This is a genomic window from Bradyrhizobium sp. USDA 4532 (assembly GCF_024171315.1).
GTDB classification, from domain to species: domain Bacteria; phylum Pseudomonadota; class Alphaproteobacteria; order Rhizobiales; family Xanthobacteraceae; genus Bradyrhizobium; species Bradyrhizobium australafricanum.
In genome coordinates this window covers 2,208,653-2,222,092 of sequence record NZ_JALJZN010000001.1, presented here as the reverse complement: position 1 = coordinate 2,222,092, position 13,440 = coordinate 2,208,653, and the positions used below count along the sequence as shown (strand labels likewise).

The 13,440-nt window shown below is 64.5% G+C and carries 13 protein-coding genes; 5 read left to right on the top strand and 8 right to left on the bottom strand.

Features of this window, described 5'->3' with window-relative positions; genetic code table 11:
• Positions 1–3: 3 nt before the first annotated feature.
• Both exbD and J2R76_RS10775 read left to right on the top strand, forming a co-directional pair.
• Positions 4–468 (top strand): TonB system transport protein ExbD, encoded by a 465-nt coding sequence (gene exbD, locus J2R76_RS10780; RefSeq protein WP_076826519.1) that lies wholly within the window; start codon positions 4–6, stop codon positions 466–468.
• An 11-nt stretch (positions 469–479) separates the two neighbouring features.
• Positions 480–1,274, top strand: coding sequence for a TonB family protein (locus J2R76_RS10775; protein WP_076826520.1), 795 nt, complete (start codon positions 480–482; stop codon positions 1,272–1,274).
• A gap of 139 nt (positions 1,275–1,413) precedes the next feature.
• On the opposite strand, the gene J2R76_RS10770 is transcribed toward J2R76_RS10775, so the two are convergent.
• The 4 genes from J2R76_RS10770 to J2R76_RS10755 form a co-directional block, all read right to left on the bottom strand.
• On the bottom strand, positions 1,414–2,607 hold the full coding sequence (locus J2R76_RS10770; RefSeq protein ID WP_371852120.1) for an ABC transporter substrate-binding protein: 1,194 nt from the start codon (positions 2,605–2,607) through the stop codon (positions 1,414–1,416).
• Positions 2,608–2,843: 236 nt separating this feature from the next.
• Positions 2,844–3,251, bottom strand: a complete 408-nt coding sequence (locus J2R76_RS10765) for a hypothetical protein (protein WP_057020029.1) — start codon at positions 3,249–3,251, stop codon at positions 2,844–2,846.
• 102 nt (positions 3,252–3,353) lie between these two features.
• Positions 3,354–4,034 (bottom strand): site-2 protease family protein, encoded by a 681-nt coding sequence (locus J2R76_RS10760; RefSeq protein ID WP_038384092.1) that lies wholly within the window; start codon positions 4,032–4,034, stop codon positions 3,354–3,356.
• A gap of 85 nt (positions 4,035–4,119) precedes the next feature.
• Positions 4,120–5,022, bottom strand: coding sequence for a DMT family transporter (locus J2R76_RS10755; RefSeq protein WP_076826523.1), 903 nt, complete (start codon positions 5,020–5,022; stop codon positions 4,120–4,122).
• A gap of 92 nt (positions 5,023–5,114) precedes the next feature.
• Here J2R76_RS10755 and J2R76_RS10750 point away from each other — a divergent pair, with 92 nt between their 5' ends.
• Positions 5,115–5,987: a LysR substrate-binding domain-containing protein gene (locus tag J2R76_RS10750; RefSeq protein ID WP_076826525.1), complete on the top strand. Its 873-nt coding sequence runs from the start codon at positions 5,115–5,117 to the stop codon at positions 5,985–5,987.
• On the opposite strand, the gene J2R76_RS10745 is transcribed toward J2R76_RS10750, so the two are convergent.
• The 4 genes from J2R76_RS10745 to J2R76_RS10730 form a co-directional block, all read right to left on the bottom strand.
• Positions 5,984–6,730: an SDR family NAD(P)-dependent oxidoreductase gene (locus J2R76_RS10745; RefSeq protein WP_076826527.1), complete on the bottom strand. Its 747-nt coding sequence runs from the start codon at positions 6,728–6,730 to the stop codon at positions 5,984–5,986. The genes J2R76_RS10750 and J2R76_RS10745 overlap by 4 nt on opposite strands.
• Before the next feature lie 12 nt (positions 6,731–6,742).
• A complete protein-coding gene (locus J2R76_RS10740; protein ID WP_076826529.1) occupies positions 6,743–7,477 on the bottom strand; it encodes an SDR family oxidoreductase in 735 nt (244 codons plus the stop codon).
• A gap of 111 nt (positions 7,478–7,588) precedes the next feature.
• The gene (locus J2R76_RS10735; protein ID WP_076826530.1) at positions 7,589–9,427 is read right to left on the bottom strand and encodes an IlvD/Edd family dehydratase; all 1,839 of its coding nucleotides are present in this window, start codon (positions 9,425–9,427) and stop codon (positions 7,589–7,591) included.
• A gap of 209 nt (positions 9,428–9,636) precedes the next feature.
• On the bottom strand, positions 9,637–10,665 hold the full coding sequence (locus tag J2R76_RS10730) for a LacI family DNA-binding transcriptional regulator (protein WP_076826532.1): 1,029 nt from the start codon (positions 10,663–10,665) through the stop codon (positions 9,637–9,639).
• A 206-nt stretch (positions 10,666–10,871) separates the two neighbouring features.
• Between J2R76_RS10730 and J2R76_RS10725 the strand changes: the two genes are divergently transcribed.
• Positions 10,872–11,939, top strand: a complete 1,068-nt coding sequence (locus J2R76_RS10725) for an ABC transporter ATP-binding protein (RefSeq protein WP_028334988.1) — start codon at positions 10,872–10,874, stop codon at positions 11,937–11,939.
• Positions 11,940–12,015: 76 nt separating this feature from the next.
• Complete coding sequence (locus J2R76_RS10720) at positions 12,016–13,335, top strand: ABC transporter substrate-binding protein (RefSeq protein WP_057019733.1); 1,320 nt, start codon at positions 12,016–12,018, stop codon at positions 13,333–13,335.
• The last annotated feature ends 105 nt before the right edge of the window (positions 13,336–13,440 follow it).

Here is a 13,440-nt window from a genome sequence, read left to right as displayed (position 1 = left end):
GCGATGGCAGTCTCGATCTCCGAGAACGATGGCGACGACGATTTCGCGGAATCCCACGAGATCAACGTCACGCCGTTCATCGATGTCATGCTGGTGCTGCTGATCATCTTCATGGTGGCGGCACCGCTCTCGACCGTCGATTTGCCGATCGATCTGCCGACCTCCAGCGCGACGCCGCAGAAGAAGCCGGACAAGCCGACCTATCTCAGCATCAAGCCGGATCTGACGCTGGCGATCGGGGAGAACGCGGTGAAGCGCGTCGACCTGGTCAATTCGCTGGATGCTGTGCCCGACATGACCCGGGACAAATACGTGTTCCTGCGGGCCGATCGGATGGTACCCTATGGCGAGCTGATGGGCGTGATGGAGCTGCTGCGCGCCGGCGGCTACACGCACGTGAAGCTGGTCGCGCTCGAGGGCGTTCCGGGAGCGCCCGCGGCGGCGCAGGCCGATCCTGCCAAACCCTGACGGCGAACGCGATGTCCACCAACCCCGATCTCGATCTGCGGACCTCGAAGCGGCTCTGGGTGATCGCCGCCGTGACGGCAGTCGGGCTGCATCTGGGCGGTGCCGCGCTGGCACTGACCAATTTGCGCGGCGACGACGGCGACGAGGGGCTCGGCGCTGCCGGCGCGGAGTACGCCGTCGAGCTGGCTTCCGCGGATGCGACTGAAGAGGCCCTACCGCCTGGACCGCTGGCTGACGAGCAGCAGGCTGTGCAGGAAATGGCGCAGCAGAAGGCCGAGGTGAAGGACACCGACCTGCCTCAGGAAAAGCCGGTGGAGTCCGACGACCCCGATCGCATCGTGACGGAAGACACTGCCAAGAAGCAGAAGGAGGAGGAGGCCAAGGTCGCCAAGGTCGAGGCCAACGCGCAGGAAGCGCAGCAGGCCTCGGAGGCGGCCGCGCCGACCAAATTGGAGGACGCGCGTCAGTCGGAAACCACCAAGGCACCCAACCCAGGCATCGGCAAGGACAAGCTGCTGCTGACCGCCAAGTGGGGCAAGAAGATCAGCGCCTATCTCGACCTGCACAAGAAATTCCCAGAGAAGGGCAAGGCCAAGGAGGCCAAGGTGAAGGTCGCCCTGGTGCTGAATCGTCTGGGCAAGGTGCTGTCGGTTGCCGTGCTGGAATCGTCCGGAGATGCCGCCTTTGACGACGCGGCGATCTCGATGGTCCACCGGTCCGATCCGGTCCCGGCGCCGCCGGCCGACCTGACCGACGATCAGTTCTCGTTCAGCCTCGACGTCAATTACAACAAGCCGAAGAAGTAGCGCGCCGCGGCTGGCTGCGATCAGACCCGGCGTCATTGCGGGGCGCGACAAGTCGCGAACCCGGAATCCATTTCTCCATTGAATGTGCCGCTGGTCGATTCCTGGTTCGCCGTTTCACGCGGGCCGGAACGACGTTGCCTCAGCTCTTCTTCACCAGCGGGCAGACGCTCTTCTCGAGCGGGAGGAAGGCCTCGTCCGCGGGGATGGTGGCGACCAGCTTGTAATAGTCCCACGGATATTTCGAGTCCGACGGCTTCTTCACCTCGAACAGATAGGCGGGGTGGATCTTGCGGCCGTCGACGCGGATCGAGCCCTTGCCGAACAGGGGATCGTCGGTCGGCATCTCCTTCATCTTGGCGACCACGGCGCGACCGTCATGCGGATTGCCGCCGAGCGCTTCCAGCGCCTTGAAATAGTGGATCAGCGAGGAATAGACGCCGGCCTGCACCATGGTCGGTGGGTTCTTCTTGAAGCGTTCCATGAAGCGCTTGGAGAAGGCGCGGGTCTGGTCGTTCATGTCCCAGTAGAACGTCTCGGTGAAGTTCAGCCCCTGCGCGACGTTGAGGCCGAGCGCGTTGATGTCGGTGATGAACAGCAGCATGCCGGCAAGCCGCTGGCCGCCCGAGACGATGCCGAATTCCGCGGCCTGCTTGATCGCGTTGGTGGTGTCGCCGCCGGCGTTAGCGAGCCCGACGATCTTGGCCTTCGAGCTTTGTGCTTGCAGCAGGAAGGAGGAGAAGTCCGCGTTGTTGAGCGGATGCTTGACGCTGCCGAGCACCTTGCCGCCATTCGCGGTGACCACCGCCGAGGTGTCGCGCTCGAGCGCCTGGCCGAACGCATAGTCCGCGGTGAGGAAGAACCAGGTGTCGCCGCCGGATTTGACCAGCGCCTTGCCGGTGCCGTTGGCGAGCATGTAGGTGTCATAGACCCAGTGCACCGTGTTCGGCGAACACTGAGCGCCCGTGAGGTCGGACGAGGCGGAGCCCGAGTTCAGGTTGACGACGTTCTTCTCCTTCGAGAGGTTGGCGATCGCGAGTCCGACATTGGAGGCCGCGAGGTCGACGAACACGTCGACCTTCTCGACATCGATCCATTGCTTGCCGATGTTGACTGCGACATCGGGCTTGTTCTGGTGATCGGCCGAGATCAGATCAATCTTCCAGCCCTTCGCCAGCAGCCCGGAATCCTCGATCGCCATCTGCGCCGCCACCGTCGAGCCGGGACCGCCGATATCCTGATAGAGGCCGGACTGATCGCCGAGCGCGCCGACCTTGGCGACCTTGTCCATCGTCTGCGCCGACGCACCGCCGCAGAACGCAAGACTCGTGGCCATGACCAAGGCCGTCGTGACCGAGGCTGCAATGGAACGCTTCATCTTCCCTCCAGTATGATTTTGCTTTTGAGTTCCGGATTATGCCCGGCATCGGGTGCATCGCCTAGAGCGCCGGCGCGTTTGATCGTGCGCTATATTCCGCGCCGCGGCGATTGCGCAGCCGGTGACGCGCGACGGGATGCCGCGGTGCGCGGAGTTCGATCATCAGACGCGGATAGGGTGAAGCGCGGACGGCGCTATTTCCAGTAGTACCGGATCGCGACGTAGACCACGACGAGGCAGGCGAAGATCAGTGCCACCGGCATCGAACGCTTGGCGTTCGGGTCGGAGGTGCTCGTCTTCTTGGGGGGCAGGCGGCGGAACGTCGTGACGTTGCCATTGTCGGCGACCGGCTCGCGCGCGCGCGCCGGAACCTCCGGCGCTTTGCCGGCGCCGCCCATCTCGACATAGTAGGTGCGGTACATCTCCTGGATGGTCGCCTCGCCGGCGTCGGCTTCGCTCATCTGTCCCAGCAGCTTGTTGTAAATGGCCAGGAAATTCTGCGCCTCAGGCGGCAAGGCGGAGGCGCCGTTCAGCTTGGCCATCATCTTCCAGGTCGCAAAGTCGGCCCGCGCTCGGGTGTCGGCGCGTCGTGCAATCAGCATATCGGCAGCTTTGATCACCATGGCCTCGAAGCGTTCCTGTCCTCAACGCGCGACCCGGAAAAATGGCTACCGGTTTTCGGTCGGGTCGTGCGCAGATCAAGGCTATGTGTTTCCGGTAATGAGGAGAAGGGCGTTGATTACATAGCCGGTCAGAGTTCGCAGTATCGTTGAAATAACATCAAGATTTAGGCCGACTTGCTGGCCAATCACCGGCAGCAGGATCAACAGCCCGATCAGGATCAGCATGCCGTAGGGCTCCAGCCGGGCGAGCGGGATCGCCAGCGGCCTTGGCAACAGCCCGACCGCGACCCGGCCGCCGTCCAGCGGCGGGATCGGCATCATGTTGAAGATCGCGAGCACGATATTGATCAGGAAGGCGTTTTTCAGATTGTCCGCGGTCCATTTTGCGGCATCGGCCGGCACCAATGGCAGCGCGTGGAATGCCAGCGCCGCGGCGATCGCCAGGATGATGTTGGTGGCCGGGCCGGCCAGCGCCACCCACACCATATCGAGCTTGGGATGATTGAGCTTGCGGAAGTTCACCGGCACCGGCTTGGCGTAGCCGAACAGGAACGGCGAATGCGCGAACAGCAGCACTGCAGGCAGGATCAGCGTGCCGAACGGATCGATGTGCTTCAGCGGGTTGAAGCTGACGCGGCCGAGCTGCCAGGCGGTGTCGTCGCCGAGCCGATGAGCGACGAAGCCGTGCGCGGCTTCGTGAAACGTGATCGCAATGACCACCGGCAATACCCAGACGGAGATGTCATAGAGGGAGATGTTCAATGGCATGCCGCCTCGGGTTCGCTGGGACCGGACCTCAGGCTAGCACGGATTCGCGGAAGGCCTTGCTGGCGAGCGTTGCCGCAGGTCAGCGCATGTCGGGGGCGACCGCGTGCGCCAGAGGCGGCTGGGTGGTCGCGATCCAGATGCCGGCGAACACGGTGACGATGCCGGCCAAAAGATTCCAGCTCAGCGGCTCGCCGAGCAGCGCTGCGCCAACCAGCGATGCCGCGATCGGATTGACGGTGACCGAGATCGCCACCCGGGTCGGCGTCGTCCGCTCCAGCGCGAAGGCCCAGAGATAGAAGGTGAGCGCAGCGCCGAAGGCGCCGAGATAGATCGCGCCGGACCATTGCGGCGCGCCGAAATCGGCAACCGGCGCAAAACTGCCGCGCAGCAGCGAGGCGACAATGAGCACCACCGCCCCGGCGGCCATCGCGAGCGTGGTGAAGGGGATCGGGCCGGCGCGGCGGATATAGGGTTTTGACCAGATGCTGTAGAGCGCCATGCACAGCGCGGCTGCGATCATCAAGAGGTCGCCGCGCCAGGCACCAAGCGGCGCCGTGGCGAGGCCGGAGAGCAGCGCCATCGAGACGCCGAGGATGGTGACCAGGACGCCTGCGGTCTTGCGCGCGGTGAGCGCTTCGGCGCCGAGCGCCGCGCCGACCAGCATGGTCAGAAGCGGCAGCGTCGACAGCGCGAGCGCGCCGCGCGCGGCGGTGGTGAAGATCAATGAGGCATTGAACAGGACCGGAAACCCCGCAAAGAACAGCAGGCCGAGGCCGGCAACGCCGAGCCAATCGTGCCGCGTCGGCCAGTTCCGGCGTTGCAGCAGTGCCAGCGGCAGCAGCAGCAGGACGCCGATACCGAAGCGGAACGCGCCGATCGCCAGCGGGTCGATGGCGCCGACCAGAAACCGCGTCGCCCCGATCGAGGTGCCGCCGAGCGCGCTCGATGCCACCGCCGCCAACACCCCCCAGATCTCGCCCATTCCGTCCGTCCCTTGGTTTTGCTTGCGCAATCTAGGGACGGGGACATAATCAGGAAATGGAATAGATTTGATCGACTAAATCACGGATCGTTATGAGCGCGCCCATCCTGGACCCGGATCTTCTGCAGGCCTTTGTCGCGGTGGCGGAGCATCGCTCCTTCACCCGCGCGGCCTCAGCGCTGAACCGGACCCAATCCGCCGTCAGCATGCAGGTGAAGCGGCTGGAAGAGCGACTGCAGGCCGAACTGTTTCACCGCAGCACGTCCAGTGTCGACCTGAGTGCAGCCGGCGAGGGATTGCTCGGTTATGCCCGCCGCATCCTGAGCCTCAACGCGGAGGCGGTCGGCCGGGTGCGCGAGCATGGCACGGATGGACGGGTTCGCCTTGGCGTGATGGACGACTATGGGACGATGATCGTCCCGCCGCTGCTCAAGGACTTCATCGCCAGCTATCCGCTGATCCATCTCGAGATGGAGACCGGGTTGACGTCGACGATGACCGATCGGCTCGGCGAAGCCTATGACCTCGTGATCGCGATGCACCCCGAGGGACGCGGCGAGGGCGAGTTGCTGCGCACCGAGCAGGCGGTGTGGGCCGCGAGCGCTGCGCATCGCGTCGAGGAGCTCGATCCGCTGCCCGTCGCGCTCTATCCGCAGGGCTGCCTGTTCCGGAGCTGGGCGATGCAGGCGCTGGACGAGGCGAACCGGCCGTGGCGGCTCGCCTTTGTCAGCCACAGCCTGTCCGCGGTCGAGGCGATCGCGGCGCAGGGCCTCGCCGTGACCGTGGTCAAGTCGGGGACGTTTCCGCCGACGCTGCGTCGGCTGACCGCGCGCGACGGCATGCCCCTGCTGCCGCGGGCCGAGATACGGCTGCATCGCGCGCAAAACCTGCCGCACGCGGCGTCACTCCTGGCCGATCATCTCGTCGCGGCGCTTCGGCAGCCGGCGAGGCGAGCGGCGGTTTAATAGGTCGCGCGGCCGCCGGAGATGTCGAACACCGCGCCGGTGGAGAAGGCGCAATCCTCCGACGCCAGCCATGCCACCATCGAGGCGAGCTCCTCGACCTGGACGAAGCGGGCCTTCGGGATCTTCGACAGCATGAAATCGATGTGCTGCTGGGTCATCTGGTCGAAGATCGCGGTCTTCGCCGCGGCCGGCGTCACCGCATTGACCAGGATGTCGTGCTGCGCGAGCTCCTTGCCGAGCGATTTGGTGAGCGCGATCAGGCCCGCCTTCGACGACGAATAATGCGCGGCGTTTGGATTGCCCTCCTTGCCGGCGATCGAGGCGATGTTGACGATGCGGCCGTACTTCCGGCCGATCATGGTCGGCACGATCGCCTTGCAGCAGATGAAGGGCCCCTCGAGATTGATGCGCATCACCCGGCGCCAATCCTCGAGATCGGTTTCCCATACCGGCTTGTTGGCTCCGGTGATGCCGGCGTTGTTGACGAGAATGTCGATCTTGCCGAACGCCCGCAGCGTTTGATCGCGCGCGGCGTCGACCGCGTCGGGATTGGTGACGTCGGTCTTGATCGCGATCACGTTCTCGCCGATCGCCCGCGCGGTCTTCTCGGCCAGCGGCTGGTCGAAATCCCAGATCGCGACCTTGGCGCCCGACGCGACAAAGCGCTCGGTGATGGCGCGGCCAAATCCCTGCGCGCCGCCGGTGACGACGGCACAGCGGCCGTTGAGATCGATCTTGTTCATGCTGCCTCCCGATTAAAGCGTCCAGCCGCCGTCGATGACATGGGCGACGCCTGTGGTGAACGAGCTTTCGTCGCTGGCGAGATAGACGGCGAGCGCGGCGATTTCCTCGGCGGTGCCGAGCCGGCCCATCGGCTGGCGCGCAACGAACATCTCGCGTCCCTGCGGGCCGGCAGCCGCCGCACGCTCAAGCATCGAAGGTGTCTCGATGGTGCCGGGGCAGATGCAGTTGCAGCGGATGCCCTTGGTGATGAAGTCGGCCGCGACCGAGCGCGTCAGTGCCGCGACCGCGGCCTTGGTGGCGCTATAGACGTAGCGGTTCGGCGCCGCCTTCACCGCGCCGGCGGCGGAGGCGATGTTGACGATGGCACCGCCGCCCTGCGCCAGCATGCCCGGCAGGAAAGCGCGCGTGGTGCGGTGCATCGACTTGACGTTGAGGTCGAAGGAGAAGTCCCAGTCGTCGTCCGAACACTCCAGCACCGTGCCGTGATGCACGAAGCCCGCGGCATTGAGCAGGATGTCGGTCTTGCCGGCGCGCTTTGCGATTGCCTCGACCGCTGCGGTGTCGCGCACGTCGAGCTTCGCAACCTCGGCGGCGCCTTCCTGCCTGAGCAGCGCAAGCTTGCCTTCGTCGATATCGGTCGCGAACACGCTCGCGCCCTCGCGGGCAAAGGCCAGCGCGCAGGCGCGGCCGATGCCGACGGCCGCTGCGGTTACGAATGCGCGTTTGCCCTTCAGGCGGTCTGACATGCGTTTCTTCCTTCTTTGGCGATTGGCAGTCATGCGCGGGCTTGACCCGCGCATCCATCTTTCGAAGAACGATGGATTGCCGGGCCGCGCCCGGCAATGACGGTTTGCGTCCTAATGATTGTCGCGCGCCACGCCGACCTTGCCGGCGATGTCGTGGTAGCGCGTCGCGAGCTCGAGACAGGCGCCGGTCGCGTGCTGGCCGACGGTCTTGCGGTAGAGCTCCTGCCACGGCGTCTGGTTGGCCGGATGCGGGAAGCCGCCCTTGGCCTTCAGCTCGGCGCGGCGGGTGCGCAGCTCATCCTCCGAGATCATGATGTTGGCGCTGCCCTTGTTGAGGTCGATGCGCACCTTGTCGCCAGTCCTCAGGATTGCGAGCCCGCCATCGGCGGCGGCCTCGGGCGAGGCGTTGAGGATCGAGGGCGAGCCCGAGGTGCCGGACTGCCTTCCGTCGCCGATGCAGGGCAGGGACAGGATGCCGCGTTTGATCAGCGCGGCGGGCGGCTGCATGTTCACCACCTCGGCGCCGCCGGGATAGCCGATCGGGCCGGTGCCGCGGACGAACAGGACGCAGTGCTCATCAATGTCGAGCGCGGGATCCTCGATACGGTTGTGATAATCCTCCGGCCCCTCGAACACGATGGCGCGGCCCTCGAAGGCATTGAGGTCCCTCGGGTTGGACAGATAGCGGTCGCGGAATTCCTTCGAGATCACGCTGGTCTTCATGATCGCGGAATCAAAGAGATTGCCGCGCAGCACGATGAAGCCGGCGTCCTTCACCAGCGGCTTGTCGTAGCCCCAGATCACGTCGCCGTCGGGCGCAGGTGCTTCCTTGCAATTCTCGCCCATGGTGCGGCCGTTGACGGTGAGGGCGCCTTCGTGGATGCGCTTGTGCTTGATCAGCTCGCGCACCACCGAGGGCACGCCGCCGGCGCGGTGATATTCCTCGCCGAGATAGAAGCCGGCCGGCTGCATGTTCACCAGCAGCGGGACGTCATGGCCGTATTTCTGCCAGTCGTCGATCGACAGCTCGACGCCGACATGGCGCGCCAACGCATTGATATGGATCGGCGCATTGGTCGAGCCGCCGATCGCGGAGTTGACCACGATGCAGTTCTCGAACGCCTCGCGCGTCAGGAAGTCCGACGGCTTCAAATCCTCCCAGACCATGTCGACGATGCGCTTGCCGGTCTCGTAGGCGATCTGGCCGCGCTCGCGATACGGCGCCGGGATCGCCGCGCAGCCCGGCAGCGAGAAGCCGAGCGCTTCCGCGAGCGAGTTCATGGTGGAGGCGGTGCCCATCGTGTTGCAGTGGCCGACCGAGGGGGCCGAAGAGGCCACGATCTCGATGAATTGCTCATAGTCGATCTCGCCGGCGGCGAGCCGTTCGCGCGCCTTCCACACCACGGTGCCGGAGCCGGTGCGCTGGCCCTCGTGCCAGCCGTTCAGCATCGGGCCGCCCGACAGCACGATCGCCGGCAGGTTGACGGTCGCCGCCGCCATCATGCAGGCCGGCGTGGTCTTGTCGCAGCCGGTGGTCAGCACCACGCCGTCGAGCGGATAGCCGAACAGCACCTCGACCAGGCCGAGATAGGCGAGGTTGCGGTCGAGCGCCGCAGTCGGGCGCTTGCCGGTCTCCTGGATCGGATGGGTCGGAAACTCCATCGCGATGCCGCCGGCGGCGCGGATGCCCTCGCGGACGCGGTGTGCGAGCTCGAGGTGATGCCGATTGCAGGGCGAGAGGTCGTTGCCGGTCTGCGCGATGCCGATGATCGGCTTACCCGACTGCAATTCCTCTCGCGTCAGGCCGTAATTGAGATAGCGCTCGAGATAGAGCGCGGTCATGCCCGGATTGTGCGGGTTGTCGAACCATTCCTGGGAGCGGAGCCTGCGGCCCTTGCCCTTGCTGGTCGCGCCTGCGGCGTCGTGCCCGTTGGTGGGGGGTTTTGTCATTGGTTTCTCCCGCAATGCAAACTTGTGGGCCCATTCAAGGGCTCTGGTTCAAGGTCGTTTCTACCTTGCGCAAATCGTCATGCATTACAAACCCGACCGATCACGCACAGGTGTTTCGTGTGATGGATTGGACCTTAGTTGAAGGGTCTTGGTTGCGCTATCATTTTATCATTTTCGCGTCCCTTATGACAGGCAGCTGCCGGGCGACGTCAATTGCGTCGCGCCGAGCTTTGCCGTTCCATGACACTGAAGCCGAGATCGACGACGGGTTCGGTCGGCCGGCGCCCTTCCAGCGTCTCGATCACCATCACGGCAGCGTTTCTGCCCATTTCGTAGCGGTTGGTACGCACGCTGCTCAAGGTCGGCTCGCTCGACGCCATGAATTCGAGGTCATTGAAGCCGACGATCGCCATCTGCTCCGGCACTGCCATGTGCCGCCGCTTGCATTCGAACAGCGCGCCGAGCGCAAGGTCGTCATTGACGCAGAACACGGCGTCGATGTCGGGCGCCTTGGCGAGCAGGTCGGCAAACAGCGTGCCGCCGAGCGTGACCGAGGTCGGGATCGCCGTTGTCACAATAAGCTGTGGATCGAACAGCCCAGCGTCGGTCATCGCGGAGCGATAGCCGTCGAGCCGGCGCTGCACCCGCGGATCCATCCGCGCGCCGAGGAATCCGATCCGCCGGTAGCTCTGCGCCAGCAGGTGGGCGATGGCGGCTTTTGCGGCGTCAAAATGCGAGAATCCGATCATCATGTCGATCGGGGAGGGACCGACCTCCATGATCTGGACGATCGGACAATCGACCGTCTCCATGATGCGGCGGGAATCGGCGGTCTGGTTGATGCCGGTAATGATCAGCCCGGCCGGCTTCTGTGCCAGAAACAGACGCAGCAGGCGCTCTTCCTGCAGGATGCTGTAGCGGGTGTTGGCGAGCTGAATGCTGTAGCGGCTGCCGTCGAGCGCGTCATAGATGCCGCGCAGCACGTCGGAGAACACGTTGTTGGTCAGCGACGGGATCAGGACACCGATCACCTCGGTGCGCTGCGACGCAAGCGCGCGTGCCGCGAGATTGGGCACGTAACCGAGTTCTTTTGCCGCACTATCGACCCGCGCGCGCTTGCCGGCCGAAAGTGCTTCCGGATTCCTGAAGAACCGTGAGGCCGTAATCGGACTGACACCGGCGAGCTTCGCGACTTCGGCGAGCCGGATCTTGCCTGGCGTGATGCGCTTTCGGGCCATTTGCCGCTCATATCACGACGTTCGTCGCAGACAAACTGATATTGACAGCGCTACCAAGCGATTGCTAATCGAACGATTGCCAAAACCGGATAAACTGCGGACAATAACGTCAGTCCAACAGCGCCGCGCACCCAGCGCGGCCGGAACAAAACAGAGCGGTGGCGGCACTCGTCGTACGTCGTCGGGAACTTGAGGGAGGGAAGTGGATGTCGTCGGTCCAGATTCGCGACGTGCGGAAATCGTTCGGCAATTTTGAGGTCCTGCACGGCGTGTCGATCCCGATCGAGGACGGCGAGTTCGTCGTTCTGGTCGGCCCCTCCGGCTGCGGCAAGTCGACCCTGCTGCGCATGCTGGCGGGGCTCGAGAACATCACCTCCGGCACGATCTCGATCGGCGACCGCGTCGTCAACAATGTCCAGCCCAAAGAGCGCGACATTGCAATGGTGTTCCAGAACTACGCGCTCTACCCGCACATGACGGTCGCCGACAATATGGGCTTCTCGCTCAAGCTGCGCGGCGCCAAGCCCGAGGAGATCTCGACCGGCGTCAAGCGCGCCGCGGAAATCCTTGCGCTTACGCCGCTGCTCGAGCGCTATCCCCGCCAGCTTTCGGGCGGCCAGCGCCAGCGCGTCGCGATGGGCCGCGCCATCGTGCGCGATCCCCAGGTGTTCCTGTTCGACGAGCCGCTGTCGAACCTCGACGCCAAGCTGCGTGTTGCAATGCGCACCGAGATCAAGGAGCTGCACCAGCGGCTGAAGACCACGACCGTCTACGTCACCCACGACCAGATCGAGGCCATGACGATGGCCGACAAGATCGTCGTGATGCATGACGGCATCGTCGAGCAGATGGGCTCGCCGCTCGAACTCTATGACACGCCGGCGAACCAGTTCGTGGCCGGTTTCATCGGTTCGCCGGCGATGAATTTCCTCAAGGGCAATGTGAAGGTGAACGGCGCCGCCTATTTCGAGGGACCGAACGGCGTCAAGCTGCCGCTGAAATCGGCGCCGGCCAATTCCGACGGCCAGCCCGCGGTCTACGGCGTGCGGCCCGAGCATTTCACCATCGCCGATGACGGCGCCGAGGCCGAGATCGTGGTGGTCGAGCCGACCGGGTCGGAGACCCAGGTGTTCGCCAAGCTCGGCGGCGAGCAGGTCGTCGCCGTGTTCCGCGAGCGCCATCTGTTCAACCCGGGCGACAAGGTTCGGCTCAAGCCGGATCCGTCGCTGGTCCATCTGTTCGACGATTCGACGGGGAAGCGACTGAACAGCTGACGGACCGATCGATCTTAATGGCCGACCAACAGGCCAGATCAAAAACAACAAAAACACAATCATAGGGAGAAGGACGATGCACGATTTTACTCGCCGCTCGCTACTTCAGGGCGGCACGGCGCTGGCTGCAACCGGCATGCTCACCGGGCCGGCGCTGTTTGACTTCGCCAAGGCCTGGGCGCAGAGCGCGCCCTGGAAGGCGGAGCCCGGCGCCAAGCTCACCGTGATGCGCTGGAAGCGCTTCGTGCCCGCGGAAGACGATGCATTCAACGCCATGGTCGCGGCCTTCAAGTCGGCAACCGGCACCGAGATGAACGTGTTCAGCGAGTCCTTCGAGGACGTGCAGCCGAAGGCCTCGGTCGCCGCCAACACCGGCTCGGGTCTCGACCTCGCCTGGGGCCTGCACACGCTGCCGCAGCTGTTCCCGACCAAGGTTCTCAAGATGAACGACGTTGCCGATTATCTCGGCAACAAGTATGGCGGCTGGACCGAAGCCGCGGCCAAAACCTGCAAGCAGGGCAATGACTGGCTCGGCATTCCCGTCGCGACCATCGGCGGCTATTTGACCTATCGCAAGTCGGCGGTCGAGAAGGCCGGCTTCAAGCAGGTGCCGTCCGATTTCCCGGCCTATCTCGAACTGTGCAAGGCGCTGAAGAAGAACAACACGCCGGCCGGCTTCGCGCTCGGCCACGCCACCGGCGACGCCAATGCCTGGGTGCACAACATCCTCTGGGGCCACAACGCCTGGACTGTCGACAAGGACGACAAGGTCATCATAAACTCGCCGGAGACGATGAAGGCGCTGGAATATGCCAAGGCGCTGTCGGAGACCTTCATTCCGGGTGTCGCGTCCTGGAACGACTCCTCCAACAACAAGGCCTTCCTGTCCGGCGAGCTGTTCCTGACCTCGAACGGCATCTCGATCTACGTCGCGGCCAAGGACGATCCGAGCAAGAAGGAGCTCGCCGAGGACATCGACCACGCATTGTGGCCGGTCGGCTCGATCGGCAAGCCGACCGAATTGCAACTCGCGGTTCCGATCCTCGCCTTCAACTTCTGCAAATATCCGAACGCGGCAAAGGCGTTCATCGCCTTCATGCTGGAGAAGGAGAATTTCGAGAAGTGGCTGTCGGGCGCGCGGGGTTATCTCACCCACACGCTCAATGCCTACGACTCGGCTCCGGTGTGGACCGCCGATCCGAAGAACGCGGTGTTCGGCCAGGCCTCGAAGCGCGCGCTGCCGGCCTCCGGCATCGGTACGCCCGGCGAGAAGGCCGCGACCGCGATCGCCGACTTCATTGTGGTCGACATGTTCGCGAACTACTGCACCGGTGCCAAGGACGGCAAGGCCGCGATGGCGGAAGCCGAACGGCAGCTGAAGCGCATCTATCGCTGATGTGATGGCCGCGGGCGGCGGAGAGCCGCCGCCCGCGTCATCATTGGAATGCCATCATTGGAATATTGCGTAGTCATGCTCAATCCGTTGAGCAATCGGGACATC

What these genes read in the sequence shown, in the direction of transcription:
- exbD (WP_076826519.1), top strand. Translation starts at nt 4, where the DNA reads ATGGCAGTCTCGATCTCCGAGAACGATGGCGACGACGATTTCGCGGAA.
- J2R76_RS10730 (WP_076826532.1), bottom strand. Translation starts at nt 10,665, where the DNA reads ATGGCCCGAAAGCGCATCACGCCAGGCAAGATCCGGCTCGCCGAAGTC.
- J2R76_RS10775 (WP_076826520.1), top strand. Translation starts at nt 480, where the DNA reads ATGTCCACCAACCCCGATCTCGATCTGCGGACCTCGAAGCGGCTCTGG.
- J2R76_RS10765 (WP_057020029.1), bottom strand. Translation starts at nt 3,251, where the DNA reads ATGCTGATTGCACGACGCGCCGACACCCGAGCGCGGGCCGACTTTGCG.
- J2R76_RS10770 (WP_371852120.1), bottom strand. Translation starts at nt 2,607, where the DNA reads ATGGCCACGAGTCTTGCGTTCTGCGGCGGTGCGTCGGCGCAGACGATG.
- J2R76_RS10745 (WP_076826527.1), bottom strand. Translation starts at nt 6,730, where the DNA reads ATGAACAAGATCGATCTCAACGGCCGCTGTGCCGTCGTCACCGGCGGC.
- J2R76_RS10755 (WP_076826523.1), bottom strand. Translation starts at nt 5,022, where the DNA reads ATGGGCGAGATCTGGGGGGTGTTGGCGGCGGTGGCATCGAGCGCGCTC.
- J2R76_RS10740 (WP_076826529.1), bottom strand. Translation starts at nt 7,477, where the DNA reads ATGTCAGACCGCCTGAAGGGCAAACGCGCATTCGTAACCGCAGCGGCC.
- J2R76_RS10735 (WP_076826530.1), bottom strand. Translation starts at nt 9,427, where the DNA reads ATGACAAAACCCCCCACCAACGGGCACGACGCCGCAGGCGCGACCAGC.
- J2R76_RS10720 (WP_057019733.1), top strand. Translation starts at nt 12,016, where the DNA reads ATGCACGATTTTACTCGCCGCTCGCTACTTCAGGGCGGCACGGCGCTG.
- J2R76_RS10725 (WP_028334988.1), top strand. Translation starts at nt 10,872, where the DNA reads ATGTCGTCGGTCCAGATTCGCGACGTGCGGAAATCGTTCGGCAATTTT.
- J2R76_RS10750 (WP_076826525.1), top strand. Translation starts at nt 5,115, where the DNA reads ATGAGCGCGCCCATCCTGGACCCGGATCTTCTGCAGGCCTTTGTCGCG.